Below are 14,700 nucleotides of genomic sequence, written 5' to 3' on the forward strand. Positions count from 1 at the left end.
GCAGGCGTCCGCACAAATTACCTGCGCACACTGTCAAAGAACATTGGGAAGTGGCCTCAGCGCCGTTCCCGTCAGCTTCGTCGTTTCCGTCGAAGCGAGCCGCCCATTATAGCGGACTTTTTCTTGCCGTCAACACCTCATTTCGAGATGGTTGACGCTGCTTCGTTTCGACCTGAAGGTTTTCTGCGAAGCGAGCCGGCCATATTAGCAGGCTTTTCATCTTCGTCAACCCCTCGTGAAGAGGAAGTTGCCGCCGCTGCACCTCAATCTGCCGAAGCATCTTTCCGTGTAGCGAGCCGCCCATCATAGCCGGCTTTTTCGTTTCGTCAACACCTTAAATCAAGGCATTTTCGAACCCTTCCGCTCTGGTTCCGCATTTGCGGGGCCGTTGCGTCGGGGGAGGCGAACTATAGGCCCAACCGGGACGTTTGGGAAGGGGTTTGTGAAAAATTTTTCACGATCCCGCTGCCATCTGTAGCAGTAAGTCCTTCGTCGTTGCTGCAGCAAGCCGCTGATCCTGCGTCATCCGTCTGATGCCTCTATATAGATGTCATCCCGGCGCCGACATCGCTGCCATGCAGCAACCCTCGCCAGCTCAGGCGCTGACCAGCGCAACGCGGGCGAAATTACGCTTCCCCACCTGGATGACACCCTCGAAGCCCGGCCCAAACTGACGTGCCGGATCTTCGACCACTTCACCATCGATCTTGACCGCACGTTCCTTGAGCTTACGCGTGGCCTCCGAATTGCTGGGCGTCAGGCCGGCGGCGGTGAGCAGACTTGCGATCCGCAGACCTTCGGCCGGCACGGCCACCTCCTGCAGCGGCAACAGGCTGGTGTCGCCCTGCCCCGTCACCACGGCGTGCCAGCCGGCGATGGCCTGCTCTGCAGTGGCGGCATCGTGGAAGCGCGCGGTGAGTTCGCGCGCCAGACGCAACTTGACCTCGCGCGGGTGCAGGTCACCGGAGGCGACCTGTTCTTTCAGGCGCGCGGCCTCGGCAACACCGATGTCGAAAGACAGCAGATCGATCCAGCGCCAGGTCAGTTCGTCGCCGATCTTCATGGTCTTGGTGACGATGTCGATGGCCGGCTCGTTGATGCCGATGTAGTTGCCCAGCGACTTGGACATCTTGGCCACCCCGTCCAGGCCTTCCAGCAGCGGCATGGTCAGCACGACCTGCGGGGCCTGGCCGTAGTGCTCCTGCAGGCCGCGCCCCATCAGCAGGTTGAACTTCTGGTCGGTCCCGCCCAGTTCGACGTCCGCCTTCAAGGCGACCGAGTCGTAGCCCTGGACCAGCGGATACAGGAACTCGTGGATGGCGATCGGTTGCTGGCCGTTGAAGCGCTTGGCGAAATCGTCGCGCTCGAGCATGCGTGCCACGGTGTGCTGCGCGGACAGCTTGATCATGTCCGCCGCGCTCATCTGGCCGAACCACTCGGAGTTGAAGCGCACCTCGGTGCGTTCGCGGTCCAGGATCTTGAAGACCTGCTCCTCATAGGTGCGCGCGTTGGCCAGCACATCGTCGCGGCTCAGCGGCTTGCGGGTGACGTTCTTGCCGCTCGGGTCACCGATCATTCCGGTGAAGTCGCCGATCAGGAAAATCACCTGATGCCCGAGCTGCTGGAACTGCCGCATCTTGTTGAGCAGCACGGTGTGGCCCAGATGCAGATCCGGCGCGGTGGGATCGAACCCGGCCTTGACCCGCAACGGCACGCCGGATTTCAGGCGCGCTTCGAGCTGATCGAGCTTGAGGATCTCCTCGGCGCCGCGGCCGATGAGTGCGAGGGATTCTTCGATAGTGGCCAACCACAGACTCCAGCGGCGTTTGCCGTCAAAAACGTGAACGATGTTAAACGCGGGTTAATTCCACGCCAAATGAAAATGTTGAACAGGCTCAATGGTTTGACGCGCTGTTACAGGCTGTCTATGGTACCGGCGATTGGGCCCGCACTTCGAGCCAGCGAGGAATTTGAACGATGCAGAACTCAGAGCAGGGCCGTGCACGCAAGCGGCGCTTTCACGAACGCCTCCACGTCCTCCACGACACTGCCCTGCATCGCAAGCTCAAGGCGCATCTTCCGGCGGCATTCAACGACCAATGGACGCGCCGGCACTGGATCCACGCCAGCCTGTTCGCGACCATCGGTGCGCTGGTGGCCACGATCGTGCCGGGCTTTTCCAATGCCATCGATGCGCCGCTGTCCAGCCATTCCACGCTGGCCCTGCCGTTGCCGCCGTTGGTGCCGGCCCGCAAGCAGCTGGCACCGAGCACCGATTGGGAAATCCTGCAGGTCAAATCGGGGCAGACGCTGAGCACCTTGTTCGGCGAATTGGGAATCCCGACGGCGGTGATGTACCAGGTGCTGGCGCATCCGGGCACCAAGGAGGCGCTGACCAAGCTGCGTCCGGGCGCCGAGATCGCCTTCGACATGCCGACGCCGGGCGAGCTGCGCGCATTGCGCTTCGACCGCGACGACAGCCACCGCGTGGAGCTGCGCCTGCTGGGCGACAGCGTGCGCGAGAACGTCACCGAGCGCGCCACGACCACGCGCACGGTGGTGGCAAGCGGGGAAATCAGCAGCTCGCTGTACGCCTCGGCCGGCAAGTCGGGGCTGTCGCCGGCGGCGGTGGCGATCATGACCGACGAGATCTTCAAGTACGACATCGACTTCGACAAGGATCTGCAGCCGGGCGATCGCTTCAGCGTGGTGATGGACGAGACCTGGCGCGAGGGCGAGCGCATCAACACCGGCGACATCCTGGCGGCGACCTTCACCACCGGCGGCAAGACCTACACCGGTTTCCGCTTCGAGCGTGCCGGCAAGCCGGCCGAGTATTTCGACATCAACGGCCGGCCATTGAAGAAGAGCTTCATCCGCATGCCGGTGGCCTATAGCCGCATCAGCTCGACCTTTGGCGCGCGCAAGCATCCGGTGCTGGGCACGATGCGCATGCACAAGGGCGTGGACTACGCGGCAGCATCGGGCACGCCGATCATGGCCGCTGGCGATGCACGGGTGGTGTTCGTCGGCACCCAGCGCGGCTACGGCAATGTGGTGATCCTGGACCACGGCAGGAACTTCAGCACGCTGTACGGGCACATGTCGCGCTTCGGCAAGATCAAGGCCGGCCAGCGCATCAACCAGGGTACGGTGATCGGCTATGTCGGCATGACCGGCCTGGCGACCGGCCCGCATCTGCATTACGAATTCCGCGTCGCCGGGCAGCAGCGCAACCCGATGTCGGTGACGATGCCGCCGCCGGAGCCGTTGCAGGGCGCCGAGCTGGCCGCCTTCCGCGCGCAGACGGCGCCGGCGCTGGCGCGTATCGAAGGCATGGAGAAGTTGATCTACGCCGACGCCGGCAAGCCCGCCAAGGGCAAGCCGCGCGGTTGAGTGGGCGCGGCTGGTTTCCCAGCCGCCGCGCTGGCAACCGCCGATCGCACGACTGCGCCTCCGTTCGAGGGCTCTGGCTCACGCGACGCCGCAGCCGGCATCGGGTTGCTGCCAGCAACAAGTGGACACCATGGTGCCGACGCGACAGTCGGCACTACATTTAGGGTGCTTGGCTGGCGAGCGCATCGCCCCTGCTTCCACCGCAATGCGCGCAAGGCCGGTTGACTCTCCCATCCCGGCTGCACAAGCTGCACGACCACCGTGCAACTGGCCCTGGCATGTCTGCTCCGGAACATCTTGAATCCCCGCTCTATCTGGGCCTGATGTCGGGCACCAGCGCCGACGGCATCGATGCGGCGCTGGTGCGCTTCACCGACGAGGGCCATCGCCGCTGCGAACTGGTCGCAGGCACCACGGTGGCCTGGGAGCCACAGCTGCGCGAAACGCTGGTGACGTTGGGCCAGGGCGCCGAGGTCATCGCCATCGATGCGCTTGGACACCTGGATGCGCAGGTGGGGCTGGCGTTTGCGGCCGCGGCCAATCAGCTGATCCGCGACAGCGGCATTGCGCGTGGGCGCATTCGCGCGATCGGCTCGCACGGGCAGACCATTCGACATCGCCCCAAGGCCGATCCGGCCTTCACCTGGCAGATAGGCGATGCGAGCCGGATTGCCGAGCACACCGGCATCACCACGGTGGCCGATTTCCGCCGGCGCGATGTGGCTGCCGGCGGCCAGGGCGCACCGCTGATGCCGGCCTTCCATCTGGCCATGCTGGGTGCCGCCGACGAGGACCGTGCGGTGCTGAACCTGGGCGGCATCGGTAACCTGACCTTGATCCCGCGCAGTGGCGCGGTGCTGGGCTTCGATACCGGCCCGGCCAATGCATTGCTGGACAGCTGGTGCCAGCAGCACCGCGGCACGGCGTTCGATGCCGACGGTGCGTTTGCCGCCAGCGGGCGCGTCGATACGGCGCTGCTGCAGGCGCTCTTGGCCGACCCGTGGTTCGCACTGGCACCGCCCAAGAGCACCGGACGCGAGCAGTTCCACCTGGACTGGGCGATGCAGGCGATGCGGTCGCCGGGCAACGCGGCGCCGTCCGCGGCCGATATACAGGCGACCCTGCTCGAACTCACCGCCGCCAGCGTCGCCGACGCGTTGCTGCGGCTGCAGCCCGATACCCGCCGGGTGCTGGTGTGCGGTGGTGGGGTGCGCAATCCGGTGTTGATGGCGCGCCTGGCGGCGCGACTGCCGGGCGTGGTGGTGGAATCCAGCGCGCGGCATGGGCTGGATCCTGACTATCTAGAGGCAATGGGATTTGCGTGGTTGGCCGCGGAGCTGCTCGCGGGCCGCACGGCCAATCTGCCGTCGGTGACCGGGGCGGCGGGGCCGCGGTTGCTGGGGGCGATCTATCCGGCATGAGTGGCCTGGATCGGCGCGCGTTGGATGCCACTACCGCGCTTCCTGATGGTGCCCCGCCCCGAATTCTGCGACGCGACCAGCGCTCAATTAATGAGGGGTAGCGGTGACGTGTTCGGTGAAGCTAGCTTGCTGATGATGCCCGCCTCGTCTGCAACCGACTAGCACGCAATTGAGCAGAGGCTGGCGGGGACGTGCGCAGTTGAGCCGGCGAATGCACAGCAATCTCGGCTCTTCTCGGCAGCATGCAAGGGTTTCCGACCAAACCATCCGCATTCGCATACCGTGCTCGCACCGAGTGAACTTGCGCACCGGGCAGCACCGCCTGGCCGTTTGCAGCGCTAGGGAGTATTCCCCGCCGGCAGCGCCTTGAGCGCGGCGATCGCCTCGGCCAGCACATCGACTTCCGGATGCTGCAGGCCGCCGCTGACGTCGTACTCGCTGGCGAACAGGCCCTGTTCGAGCAGATGCATCACCGTCTGGTGCTGGGTCCAGCCGCGTGCGACGGAGATGCGACGGATCCTGTCCACCAGCAATGGATCGATGTCACGCAGTACCAGATCGGTCATGCCCTTCCTCGTGCGATGCAGTGCCGCGTCGGCATCATCGGCAACCTTGGCGGACGTTTCAATCCGGGCGCCCGTCGCGGGCATCCAGCCGCGGCCACAGCCAGGCCAGCAGGGCCAGCGTGGGAACCACGGTGAGGGCGCTGAGGATGAAGAAGGTGCTGTAGGAGGTGGCCTCGACCAGGAACCCGGATACACCGCCGGCGAACTTGCCCGGCAAATTGGCCAGTGACACCAGCAAGGCGTACTGGGTGGCGGTGAAGTTGCGATTGGTCAGCGATGACATGAAGGCCACCAGCACGGTACCGGCGAACCCCTGGAACAGATTGTCGGCACTGAGTGCGGCATAGAACGCCCACAATTTGCCGGGGTTCTGCGCCATCAGCAAAAATGCCAGGTTGGACAGCGCCACGCCCAGGGCGGCGACCAGCAGCATGCGCCGGAAGCCGAACGCAGCCACCGCCGCACCGCCGGCAAACGCGCCGACGATGCCCATCCACACGCCGAACAGCTTGGACACCGTGGCGATGTCGGCCTTGGTGTAGCCCGAATCCAGATAGAACGGCCCGGCCATCACGCCGATCACCTGGTCCGGGAACTTGAACAGGCCGACAAAAGCCAGCAGGACGATGCCCAGCGCCAGCCCGTTGCCGGAAAAGAAACTGGAAATGGGCTGCCAGAATGCGCCGGCCACGTCGATGCGGCGCACCACCGTGAGCTGCGGCCGGTCCGGCTCGCGGCATACCAGGGTGGTGATGATCGGCAGCAGCATCAGCGCCGACATGGCCAGGTACGCCGAGGTCCAGTTGAGGTATTCGGCCAGGTACAGCGCGCCGGCGCCACCGAGGATCAGGCCGATCCGGTAGCCCAGGGTGTAGGTCGCCGCCAAGGCGGCCTGCGCCGTGTCCGGGGCGATTTCGATGCGATAGGCATCCACCACCGAATCCTGCGTGGCGCCCCAGAACGAGGCGAACAGCACCCAGGCGACCAGGCCGGTGACACTCATGTCCGGGCGCGAAAACGCCAGTGCGAACAGGCCGGCGGTGACGCCGAGTTGCGAGACCAGCAGCCAGGAACGCCGACGCCCCAACCACGCGGTGAGCGGAAACGCATAGCGGTCGAGCAGCGGCGCCCACAGGAACTTGAGCAGGTAGAAGAAGCTGGCCAGGCTGATCAGGCCGATGCTGCCCAGATCCAGCCCGACATCGCGCAACCGGGTGGACAGGGTCTGCGAGGCGATCAGCAGGAACGGAAGGCCACTGCCGAAACCCAGCAGGGCCATGGTCGCCGCCGATGGGGTGGCGAAGGCCTGCCGGATGCCGCGCAGTCCTTTGTAGTTGGGTGCAGGCGTGGTCATGCGTATGGCCGCTGGGAATGGGGGCTGATCGATGCCGGGCGGGCAGTATCACCGGCCACTGCGCGGAGCGACCTGCCGGACACGCATGATTGGCTCCCGGAAGGATCCACGGCCATCTGGCTGCGGCCAGGCACGGCCTGCACGCCCTCGACGTGCATCTGCACGACGCGGCCGGAAACACAACACGGTGAGGCTTGGCCAACCGTCCCGGTGCGCGTCACCGCCGGCTGCGCACCCTTCCTCACTCCGCGTAATCTACGACATACGGCGCGTGGTCGGAAAAGCGCTGCTCGCGGTAGATGGAGCAGGCCTTGACCTTGTCGCGCAGGCCGGGAGTGACCAGTTCGTAGTCGATGCGCCAACCGACGTTGTTGCTGCGCGCCGCACCGCGGTTGCTCCACCAGGTGTAGTCCTGGCCCTGGGGATGCAGCACGCGGTAGGTATCGACCCAGCCGCGGCCGCCGGCGGCATCGGCGTCTTCCAGCGCATCGGCGCACAGGCCGTTGAGCCAGTCGCGCTCGGGCGGCAGGCAGCCGGAATTCTTCTGGTTGGACTTCCAGTTCTTGATGTCCAGCGCCGAGCGCACGATGTTCCAGTCGCCGCACAGCACGTACTGCCGGCCGCTGGCCAGCCATTCATCCAGGATCGGCCGCAGCCATTCCATCACCTGGAACTTGTAGCCCTGGCGCAACTCGCCCGAGGAGCCGGACGGAATATAGAAGGACACTACGCTGAGGTTGCCAAAGCGCGCCTCGATGTAGCGGCCCTCTTCGTCGAACTCGGGCCAGCCCAGCGCGGTGCGCACTTCATCGGGTTCGTGCCTGCTGTAGATGGCCACGCCGCTGTAGCCCTTCTTGGTGCTGGCGTCGCGGAACCAGGCCTTGTAGCCGGTGGGCAGGAATTTGGCACCGGCCAGCTGATGCTCCTGGGCCTTGGTCTCCTGCACGCACAGCACGTCGGCGTCCTGCTCGGCGAACCACTCGAAGAAACCCTTGGTGACGGCCGAGCGCAGGCCGTTGGCGTTGAAACTGATGATGCGCATAAGGGCCGGGAATGGGGAGTTGGGAATGGGGAATCGTAAAGCCTACCCCAGGCGCATGCGGAAGGCTGCCGGCGCACGATGCGTTTACCATTCTCGATTCCCTATTCCCCATTCCCGTCCAATGACCGACCACCGCACCCGTTTCCTGCAGCTGGCCCTGGGCGCCGATGCCCTGCGCTTTGGCGAGTTCACGCTCAAGTCCGGGCGGCTCAGTCCGTATTTCTTCAATGCCGGGCGCTTCGATTCGGGCGCCAAGACCGCGCAGCTGGCGCAGTGCTATGCCGATGCGATCGACGCGGCCGGGGTGGAGTTCGATCTGCTGTTCGGGCCGGCCTACAAGGGCATCCCGCTGGCGACCGCGCTGGCCTGCGCCTACGCCGGGCGCGGGCGCGACCTGCCGCTGGCGTTCAACCGCAAGGAAGCCAAGGACCATGGCGAGGGCGGCAGCCTGATCGGTGCGCCGCTTCAGGGGCGCAAGGTATTGATCGTCGACGACGTGATCACCGCCGGCACCGCGATCCGCGAGGCGCTGGGCATCATCCGTGGCGCCGGCGGCGTTCCGTCCGGGATCGTGGTGGCGCTGGACCGGCAGGAGATCGCCTCCGAGCAGGATCGCCGCTCGGCCGCGCAGGCGGTGGCGGCCGAGGCCGGCATCCCGGTGATCGCGGTGGCCAACCTGGGCGACCTGCTTGCTTTTGCGGCAGGAAACGCCGACCTTGTGGGCTTCCGGGAACCGCTGCTGGCCTATCGTGGCCGTTACGGCACCGACACCACAGGCTGACGGCAGGCGACAGGGGGCTGCGATGATGCCGAGACACACCCGTTTGGCGTTACTCGCCGCCGTTGCGGCGGCCGTGGCCGCCGCACCTGCCATCGCGCAGGACAAGCCGGCCGCGAAGACGCTGTATTGCTGGAACCAGAACGGCGCCCGGGTGTGCAGCGATACGCTGCCGCCGGAGGCGGTGAACCAGGCGCGCGACGAGTTCAACGCCAGGAGCGGCCTGCGCAGCGCCGAGGTGCAGCGCGCCATGAGCAGCGACGAGCGGGCCGCCGCCGCTGCCAGCGAGCAGCAACGCCAGGCCGATCTGGCCGCCGAGCAGATGCGCCAGCGCACCGACCAGGCGATGCTGATGTCCTACCAGAGCGAGGACGACCTGCGCCGGGTGTTCAACGAGCGCATCGCCATCGTCGACAACAACATCCACACCGCGCGCTTCAATGTGACCAGCCTGCGCGAAGGGCTGGCCAGCATGCTGCGCAGCGCCGGCGACCGCGAACTGGCTGGCCAGGCGGTGGCCGACAAGCTGGCCGCCGACATCCAGCAACGCCATCGCGAGCTGCTGGCGCAGCTGCGTCTGCAGACCAGCTTCGAGCAGCAACGGGTGGCGCTGGACGGCGAGATCGCCGACATCCTGCAGCGCTACCGGGCGATGAAGGAACCGCCGGCCGCCACTGCGCCTGCCGGCTGACCGGCCCGCCGTCATTGCCACCCGTGCGGCGCACTGCGGCAGGCGGCATTTCCCGATCCGACGCCCTGCCCGCATAATGGCCGGTCTTACTCCCTGCCCACGAGGCTCTCCCGCATGGCCCGGATCATCGCCATTGCCAACCAGAAAGGCGGCGTCGGCAAGACCACGACCGCGGTCAATCTGGCGGCCGGCCTGGCGCGCGCGCCCAAGCGTGTGTTGCTGGTGGATCTGGACTCGCAGGGCAACGCCACCATGGGCAGCGGCATCGACAAGCGCGATGTGGCCGCCTCGACGTGCGACCTGTTGCTGGGCGAAAACACCGCCGCCGAGATCCGGGTCACCGCGCCGGAAGGCTTCGACCTGCTGCCGGGCAACATCGACCTGACCGCTGCCGAGATCCAGCTGATGGATCAGGGCGAGCGCGAACAGCGGCTCAAGCGCGCACTGGCACCGATCCGCGACGAGTACGACTTCATCCTGATCGACTGCCCGCCGGCGTTGTCGCTGCTGACGCTCAATGCCTTGACCGCGGCCGACTCGATCATCGTGCCGATGCAGTGCGAGTACTACGCACTGGAAGGACTGACCGCGCTGCTGGAAACCATCGAGGCCTTGCGCGCCAACCTCAATCCGGCACTGGAAATCGAAGGCGTGCTGCGCACGATGTTCGACATCCGCAACAACCTGGCCAACGCGGTGTCGGCCGAGCTGACCGAGCATTTCGGCGACAAGGTGTTCCGCACCATCGTGCCGCGCAACGTGCGCCTGGCCGAGGCGCCCAGCCATGGCCAGAGCATCGTCGGTTACGACCGCACCTCGCGCGGTGGCGTGGCCTACCTGGGGCTGGCCAGCGAAATCCTGCGCCGCCAGAACGACCGCAACAAGGCCTACCGGCCCGTGGAGACCGTCTGATGAACAAGCCGATCCCCGCAAAGAAGCGTGGCCTGGGCCGTGGTCTGGAAGCGCTGTTGGGACCGAAGGGCGCGGCCGCCGCGGCGGCGCCGAGCGCGGCCAGCGAGGAAGCGTTGCAGCCGGGCGACAGCCTGCGCCAGTTGCCGGTCAGCCAGCTGCAGCCGGGCAAGTACCAGCCGCGCAAGGAGATGGACGAGGTCAAGCTGGCCGAGCTGGCGGAGTCGATCAAGGCGCAGGGGGTGATCCAGCCGATCGTGGCGCGCGAGCTGGCGCCGGGGCAGTACGAGATCGTGGCCGGCGAACGCCGCTGGCGCGCCTCGCAGCTGGCCGGGCTGAGCGAGGTGCCGGTGGTGGTGCGCGAGCTGGACGACCGCACCGTCATCGCGATGGCGCTGATCGAGAACATCCAGCGCGAAGACCTCAACCCGCTGGAAGAAGCGCAGGCGCTGCAGCGCTTGATCGACGAATTTTCGCTGACCCACGCCGAGGCCGCCGGCGCGGTGGGCCGCTCGCGTGCGTCGGTGTCCAACCTGCTGCGGCTGCTGGAATTGCCGGTGGCCATCCGCGTGCTGCTGGAAACCCGCCGTCTGGAAATGGGCCATGCGCGTGCGCTGCTCACCCTGGCGCCGGAGCTGGCCAGCAAGCTGGCGCAGGAAGCGGCCGACCAGGGTTGGTCGGTGCGTGAGGTCGAACACCGTGCGCAGCAGTTCGCCGCCGGCAAGGTGCCCGGCGCGTTGCGCAAGGGCAAGCCGGCCGCTGCCGCGCCGCAGGCCGATATCGCCTCGCTGGAGACCGAACTGTCCGAATCGCTGGGCACCAAGGTGGTGTTCAACCACGGCCGCGGCGGCAAGGGCAAGCTGGTGATCCACTACACCGACCTGGACACGCTGGACGGCGTGCTCGAACGCCTGCGCGTGCAGCGCAGCTGAGTTCTCTGCGCACCCACCAGGAGCAGTCCCGGCAATGAATCCCGTCAAGGTCGATCGCAAGCACCTGCTGCATCTGACCGACCTGCCGAACGTGGGCCCGGCCTGCGAAAAGGATCTGCAGCGGATCGGCATCCGCGTTGCCGCGCAATTGCGCGGTCGCGATGCCTACGACATGTATGCGCAGCTGTGCCTGCGGACCGGTGTGCTGCACGACCCCTGCGTGATCGACGTGTTCCTGTCGATCACGCGCTTCATGCAGGGCGAGGCGCCGCAGCCGTGGTGGGCGTTCAGCGCCGAACGCAAGGCAACGCTGGCCAGCCAGGCACCGCTCCGGCTGGGGTGAGTGCGCGCACGCGGTCAGGCGCTGCCATCAACAGGAGCAACCCATGAGCACTGAACACGACCAGATCAGCCCGGGCGGCAGCACGATGATGCTGCACGCGCAGGAAAAGCGGTTCGCGCCGGCACACGGCGGTGACTGCATCGAGCGGATCAGCGCACATATCGAGCGGCATCTGGGACCGATCTCGGGCGTTCTGCACGAGATCATCTCCGATGCCGTGCATCTGGACGTGCATGTGGTGCCCGCCACCGAGGACGTCCCCTACCTGCGGCTGGTGACCTCGGGCATGAGCGACCTGCCGATGACGCTGCCCGAAGGGGTGGAAGCGCCGCAGTACATGGAGCTGATGCTGAGCCTGCCCGCCGATTGGTCGCTGGACCAGCGCGACTTCGAAGACCCGCGCCACTACTGGCCGATCCGCCTGCTCAAGACCCTGGCCCGGCTGCCGCACACGTTCGAGACCTGGCTGGGCTTCGGCCACACCATCCCCAATGGCCATCGGGCCGAACCCTACGCACCCGGGGTGCGCTTCGATGGCGCCATCGTGCTGCCGCCGGTGAGCACGCCCGAGAAATTTGCGCGCCTGGTCATCGATGCCGACAAGACCATCGTGTTCATGACGGTGGTGCCGCTGTACCCGGAGGAGATGGCACTGAAACTGAAGGACGGCAGCGACGCGTTGCTGGATCGCTTCGATGCCAGGGGGATTGGGGACATCATTGCGCTTGATCGCGTCAACGTCGCCAAAAAGCGCTTCGGGCTGTTCTGAGCCCGCTTGCCGCTCGCCTGCCTTCGACATCTCCAGGACCATTGCAATGACCATTCTCGTCACCGGCGCCGCCGGTTTCATCGGGGCCTACACCTGCCGCGCGCTGGCTGCGCGCGGTGAGTCGGTGGTGGGCCTGGACAACTACAACAGCTATTACGACCCGCAGCTCAAGCGCGACCGGGTGGCGGCGTTGTGCCCGGGCATGGACATCCGCACGCTGGACCTGACCGACCGCGATGGCCTGGCCGCGTTGTTCGAGCAGGTCCGGCCCACGCGCGTGGTGCATCTGGCCGCGCAGGCCGGGGTGCGTTACTCGCTGGAAAACCCGTCCGCCTACGTCGACAGCAACCTGGTCGGCTTCGTCAACATGCTCGAGCTGTGCCGGCACCGCGGCGTGCAGCACCTGGTGTATGCGTCGAGCAGTTCGGTCTACGGCGATTCGGCCACCCCGCCGTTTTCCGAAGACCAGCGCGTGGACCAGCCGCGCTCGCTGTATGCGGCGACCAAGGCCGCCAACGAGCTGATGGGCTATACCTATGCGCAGCTGTACGGCCTGCGCGCGACCGGGCTGCGGTTTTTCACCGTGTACGGGCCATGGGGACGGCCGGACATGGCGCCGTTGATCTTCAGCCGCGCGGTGCTGGCGGGGCGGCCGATCGAGGTATTCAACCACGGCAGGATGCAGCGCGATTTCACCTTCGTCGACGACATCGTGGCCGGCGTGCTGGGCGCGCTGGACACGCCCAGCAGCGAGCCGGTGCCGCACCGGGTGTTCAACCTGGGCAACCACACCCCGGTGGAACTGGAATACTTCATCGACGTGATCGCCCAGGCCGCCGGCCGGCCCGCCGAGAAGGTCTACCGGCCGATGCAGCCGGGCGACATGATCCGCACCATGGCCGATACGCAGCGCGCGCAGGCCGCCTTCGGCTTCGAGCCGGCCACTCCGGTCGAGCGCGGCTTGCCACAGGTGGTGGAGTGGTGCCGCCATTATTTCGGCGAGCGCGCCTAGCCGACACCTGCCACCACGGCGCAGCCGCAATACTGGTGGTAGCGGCCAGGCGGCCAGGCGATAGCACATCGCCACGAGTCCGTCCGTAGCGAGGCGCGCATCTGCAGGACGGCGCGCCGGACGTTGAGCTTTCGCGCCCACCCTGCACCATCCGAGCGCGGCGCGCGGCGCCTTGCCGGCCACGCAGCCGGCGCTTTAGGGCATGCATACACGCTACAGTCCGCTTTGCGCGCGCTCCACCGCACATAACGCGCGCGTGCTTCATGCCTGACTCAGACAGTCAGGGCACAATGCGCGATCTTTTCGCTCAGCCTTCATCTGGCCACCACGAATCCATGAGCCACCCTCAGCTTTCCGTTGTCGTCCCGGTGTTCAACGAGCGCGATAACGTCGCCGCGCTGGTCGGTGAGATCGTCGCCGCCTTGCGCGGGTTGGTGGCGTTCGAGATCGTCTATGTCGACGACCACTCGCGCGATGACACGCTGGCGGTGCTGCAAGGCCTGAAGGTCACCACGCCGGAGCTGCGCGTGCTGCATCACGTGACCCAGAGCGGCCAGAGCACGGCGGTGCGCAATGGCGTCAAGGCCGCCCGTGCGAGCTGGATCGCCACGCTCGATGGCGACGGCCAGAACGATCCAGCCGACATTCCCAAGCTGCTGACCGCGCGCGCCAGCGCCGATGCGCAGGTGAAGCTGTTCGCCGGCTGGCGGGTCAACCGCCAGGATTCGGGGTCCAAGCGCTGGGCCAGCAAGTGGGCCAACGCGATCCGCTCGCGCATGCTGCACGACAACACGCCCGATACCGGCTGCGGCATCAAGCTGTTCGAGCGCGAGGCGTTCCTGGACCTGCCCTACTTCGATCATATGCACCGCTATCTGCCGGCATTGATGCAGCGCGCCGGCTGGCGCACGGTGAGCGTGCCGGTGCACCACCGCCATCGCACCGCCGGCGTGTCCAAGTACAACAATCTCAATCGCGCGCTGGTCGGCATCCGCGACCTGCGCGGCGTGGCCTGGCTGATCACCCGCAGCAGGCGCACCGTGGTGCAGGAGCGCTGATGGAACTGCATTGGCTGGACCAGCCACTGACCTGGCTGTACTGGACCGGGCTGCATGTCACCGGCTGGAAGCTGATCGGCTATGTGGGCGCACTGATGTTCGGCGGCCGTTGGCTGGTGCAGTTTGTCGCTTCCAAGCGCGCCGGCAAGCCGGTGATCCCGCGCATGTTCTGGTACATGAGCGTGGTCGGCAGCCTGATGACGCTGAGCTACTTCGTGTTCTCGGCCAAGCAGGATTCGGTGGGCGTGCTGCAGAACCTGTTCCCGGCGTTCACCGCGTTCTACAGCCTGTATCTGGATGTGAAGCATCGCGGGTGGAAGCGCGACCGGGCGGTGCATTGAGCGGGGAATCGGGAATCGGGAATCGGGATTGGGGAATCGCGGTTCGCGGGTGCTGTGACCGGTTGCTGGTGATTGGTGCGCCAGGTCT

General features: G+C 66.4%; 15 protein-coding genes. 11 read left to right on the forward strand and 4 right to left on the reverse strand.

The window, feature by feature from the left end:
- Window positions 1–595 precede the first annotated feature (595 nt).
- Entirely contained in the window at window positions 596–1,807 is a 1,212-nt protein-coding gene (gene tyrS / locus H7A87_RS18615; protein ID WP_119129762.1) for a tyrosine--tRNA ligase, read from the reverse strand.
- Between the two features lie 170 nt (window positions 1,808–1,977).
- Between tyrS and H7A87_RS18620 the strand changes: the two genes are divergently transcribed.
- Window positions 1,978–3,396 (forward strand): M23 family metallopeptidase, encoded by a 1,419-nt coding sequence (locus H7A87_RS18620; protein ID WP_104649990.1) that lies wholly within the window; start codon window positions 1,978–1,980, stop codon window positions 3,394–3,396.
- Between the two features lie 278 nt (window positions 3,397–3,674).
- Entirely contained in the window at window positions 3,675–4,817 is a 1,143-nt protein-coding gene (locus H7A87_RS18625; RefSeq protein WP_119129763.1) for an anhydro-N-acetylmuramic acid kinase, read from the forward strand.
- Between the two features lie 338 nt (window positions 4,818–5,155).
- On the opposite strand, the gene H7A87_RS18630 is transcribed toward H7A87_RS18625, so the two are convergent.
- The 3 genes from H7A87_RS18630 to H7A87_RS18640 form a co-directional block, all read right to left on the reverse strand.
- Window positions 5,156–5,383, reverse strand: a complete 228-nt coding sequence (locus H7A87_RS18630; protein WP_104584944.1) for a hypothetical protein — start codon at window positions 5,381–5,383, stop codon at window positions 5,156–5,158.
- 58 nt (window positions 5,384–5,441) lie between these two features.
- Entirely contained in the window at window positions 5,442–6,737 is a 1,296-nt protein-coding gene (locus H7A87_RS18635) for an MFS transporter (RefSeq protein WP_164739889.1), read from the reverse strand.
- Window positions 6,738–6,978: 241 nt separating this feature from the next.
- Window positions 6,979–7,779 carry an exodeoxyribonuclease III gene (locus tag H7A87_RS18640; RefSeq protein WP_119129764.1) on the reverse strand — a complete coding sequence of 267 codons (801 nt, stop codon included), beginning with the start codon at window positions 7,777–7,779 and terminating at the stop codon, window positions 6,979–6,981.
- Window positions 7,780–7,900: 121 nt separating this feature from the next.
- On the opposite strand from H7A87_RS18640, the gene pyrE reads away from it, so the two are divergent.
- The 9 genes from pyrE (at window position 7,901) to H7A87_RS18685 (ending at window position 14,612) form a co-directional block, all read left to right on the forward strand.
- Window positions 7,901–8,560 (forward strand): orotate phosphoribosyltransferase, encoded by a 660-nt coding sequence (pyrE, locus tag H7A87_RS18645; protein WP_104584940.1) that lies wholly within the window; start codon window positions 7,901–7,903, stop codon window positions 8,558–8,560.
- A gap of 22 nt (window positions 8,561–8,582) precedes the next feature.
- Window positions 8,583–9,248 (forward strand): hypothetical protein, encoded by a 666-nt coding sequence (locus H7A87_RS18650; protein ID WP_119129765.1) that lies wholly within the window; start codon window positions 8,583–8,585, stop codon window positions 9,246–9,248.
- Window positions 9,249–9,362: 114 nt separating this feature from the next.
- A complete protein-coding gene (locus H7A87_RS18655) occupies window positions 9,363–10,160 on the forward strand; it encodes an AAA family ATPase (RefSeq protein ID WP_104584936.1) in 798 nt (265 codons plus the stop codon).
- Complete coding sequence (locus H7A87_RS18660) at window positions 10,160–11,089, forward strand: ParB/RepB/Spo0J family partition protein (RefSeq protein ID WP_119129766.1); 930 nt, start codon at window positions 10,160–10,162, stop codon at window positions 11,087–11,089. Before H7A87_RS18655 ends, H7A87_RS18660 begins: the two co-directional genes overlap by 1 nt.
- Before the next feature lie 34 nt (window positions 11,090–11,123).
- Window positions 11,124–11,432: a helix-hairpin-helix domain-containing protein gene (locus H7A87_RS18665; RefSeq protein ID WP_119129767.1), complete on the forward strand. Its 309-nt coding sequence runs from the start codon at window positions 11,124–11,126 to the stop codon at window positions 11,430–11,432.
- A gap of 43 nt (window positions 11,433–11,475) precedes the next feature.
- Complete coding sequence (locus tag H7A87_RS18670) at window positions 11,476–12,201, forward strand: suppressor of fused domain protein (protein WP_119129768.1); 726 nt, start codon at window positions 11,476–11,478, stop codon at window positions 12,199–12,201.
- A gap of 46 nt (window positions 12,202–12,247) precedes the next feature.
- Window positions 12,248–13,213, forward strand: a complete 966-nt coding sequence (locus tag H7A87_RS18675) for an SDR family NAD(P)-dependent oxidoreductase (protein ID WP_104584928.1) — start codon at window positions 12,248–12,250, stop codon at window positions 13,211–13,213.
- A gap of 335 nt (window positions 13,214–13,548) precedes the next feature.
- Window positions 13,549–14,271, forward strand: coding sequence for a glycosyltransferase family 2 protein (locus H7A87_RS18680; protein WP_119129769.1), 723 nt, complete (start codon window positions 13,549–13,551; stop codon window positions 14,269–14,271).
- Window positions 14,271–14,612, forward strand: coding sequence for a lipid-A-disaccharide synthase N-terminal domain-containing protein (locus H7A87_RS18685; RefSeq protein ID WP_039816706.1), 342 nt, complete (start codon window positions 14,271–14,273; stop codon window positions 14,610–14,612). Before H7A87_RS18680 ends, H7A87_RS18685 begins: the two co-directional genes overlap by 1 nt.
- Window positions 14,613–14,700: the final 88 nt, after the last annotated feature.

The sequence above is a fragment of the Xanthomonas sp. CPBF 426 genome, from assembly GCF_903989465.1.
In the GTDB taxonomy this organism is placed as follows: domain Bacteria; phylum Pseudomonadota; class Gammaproteobacteria; order Xanthomonadales; family Xanthomonadaceae; genus Xanthomonas; species Xanthomonas euroxanthea.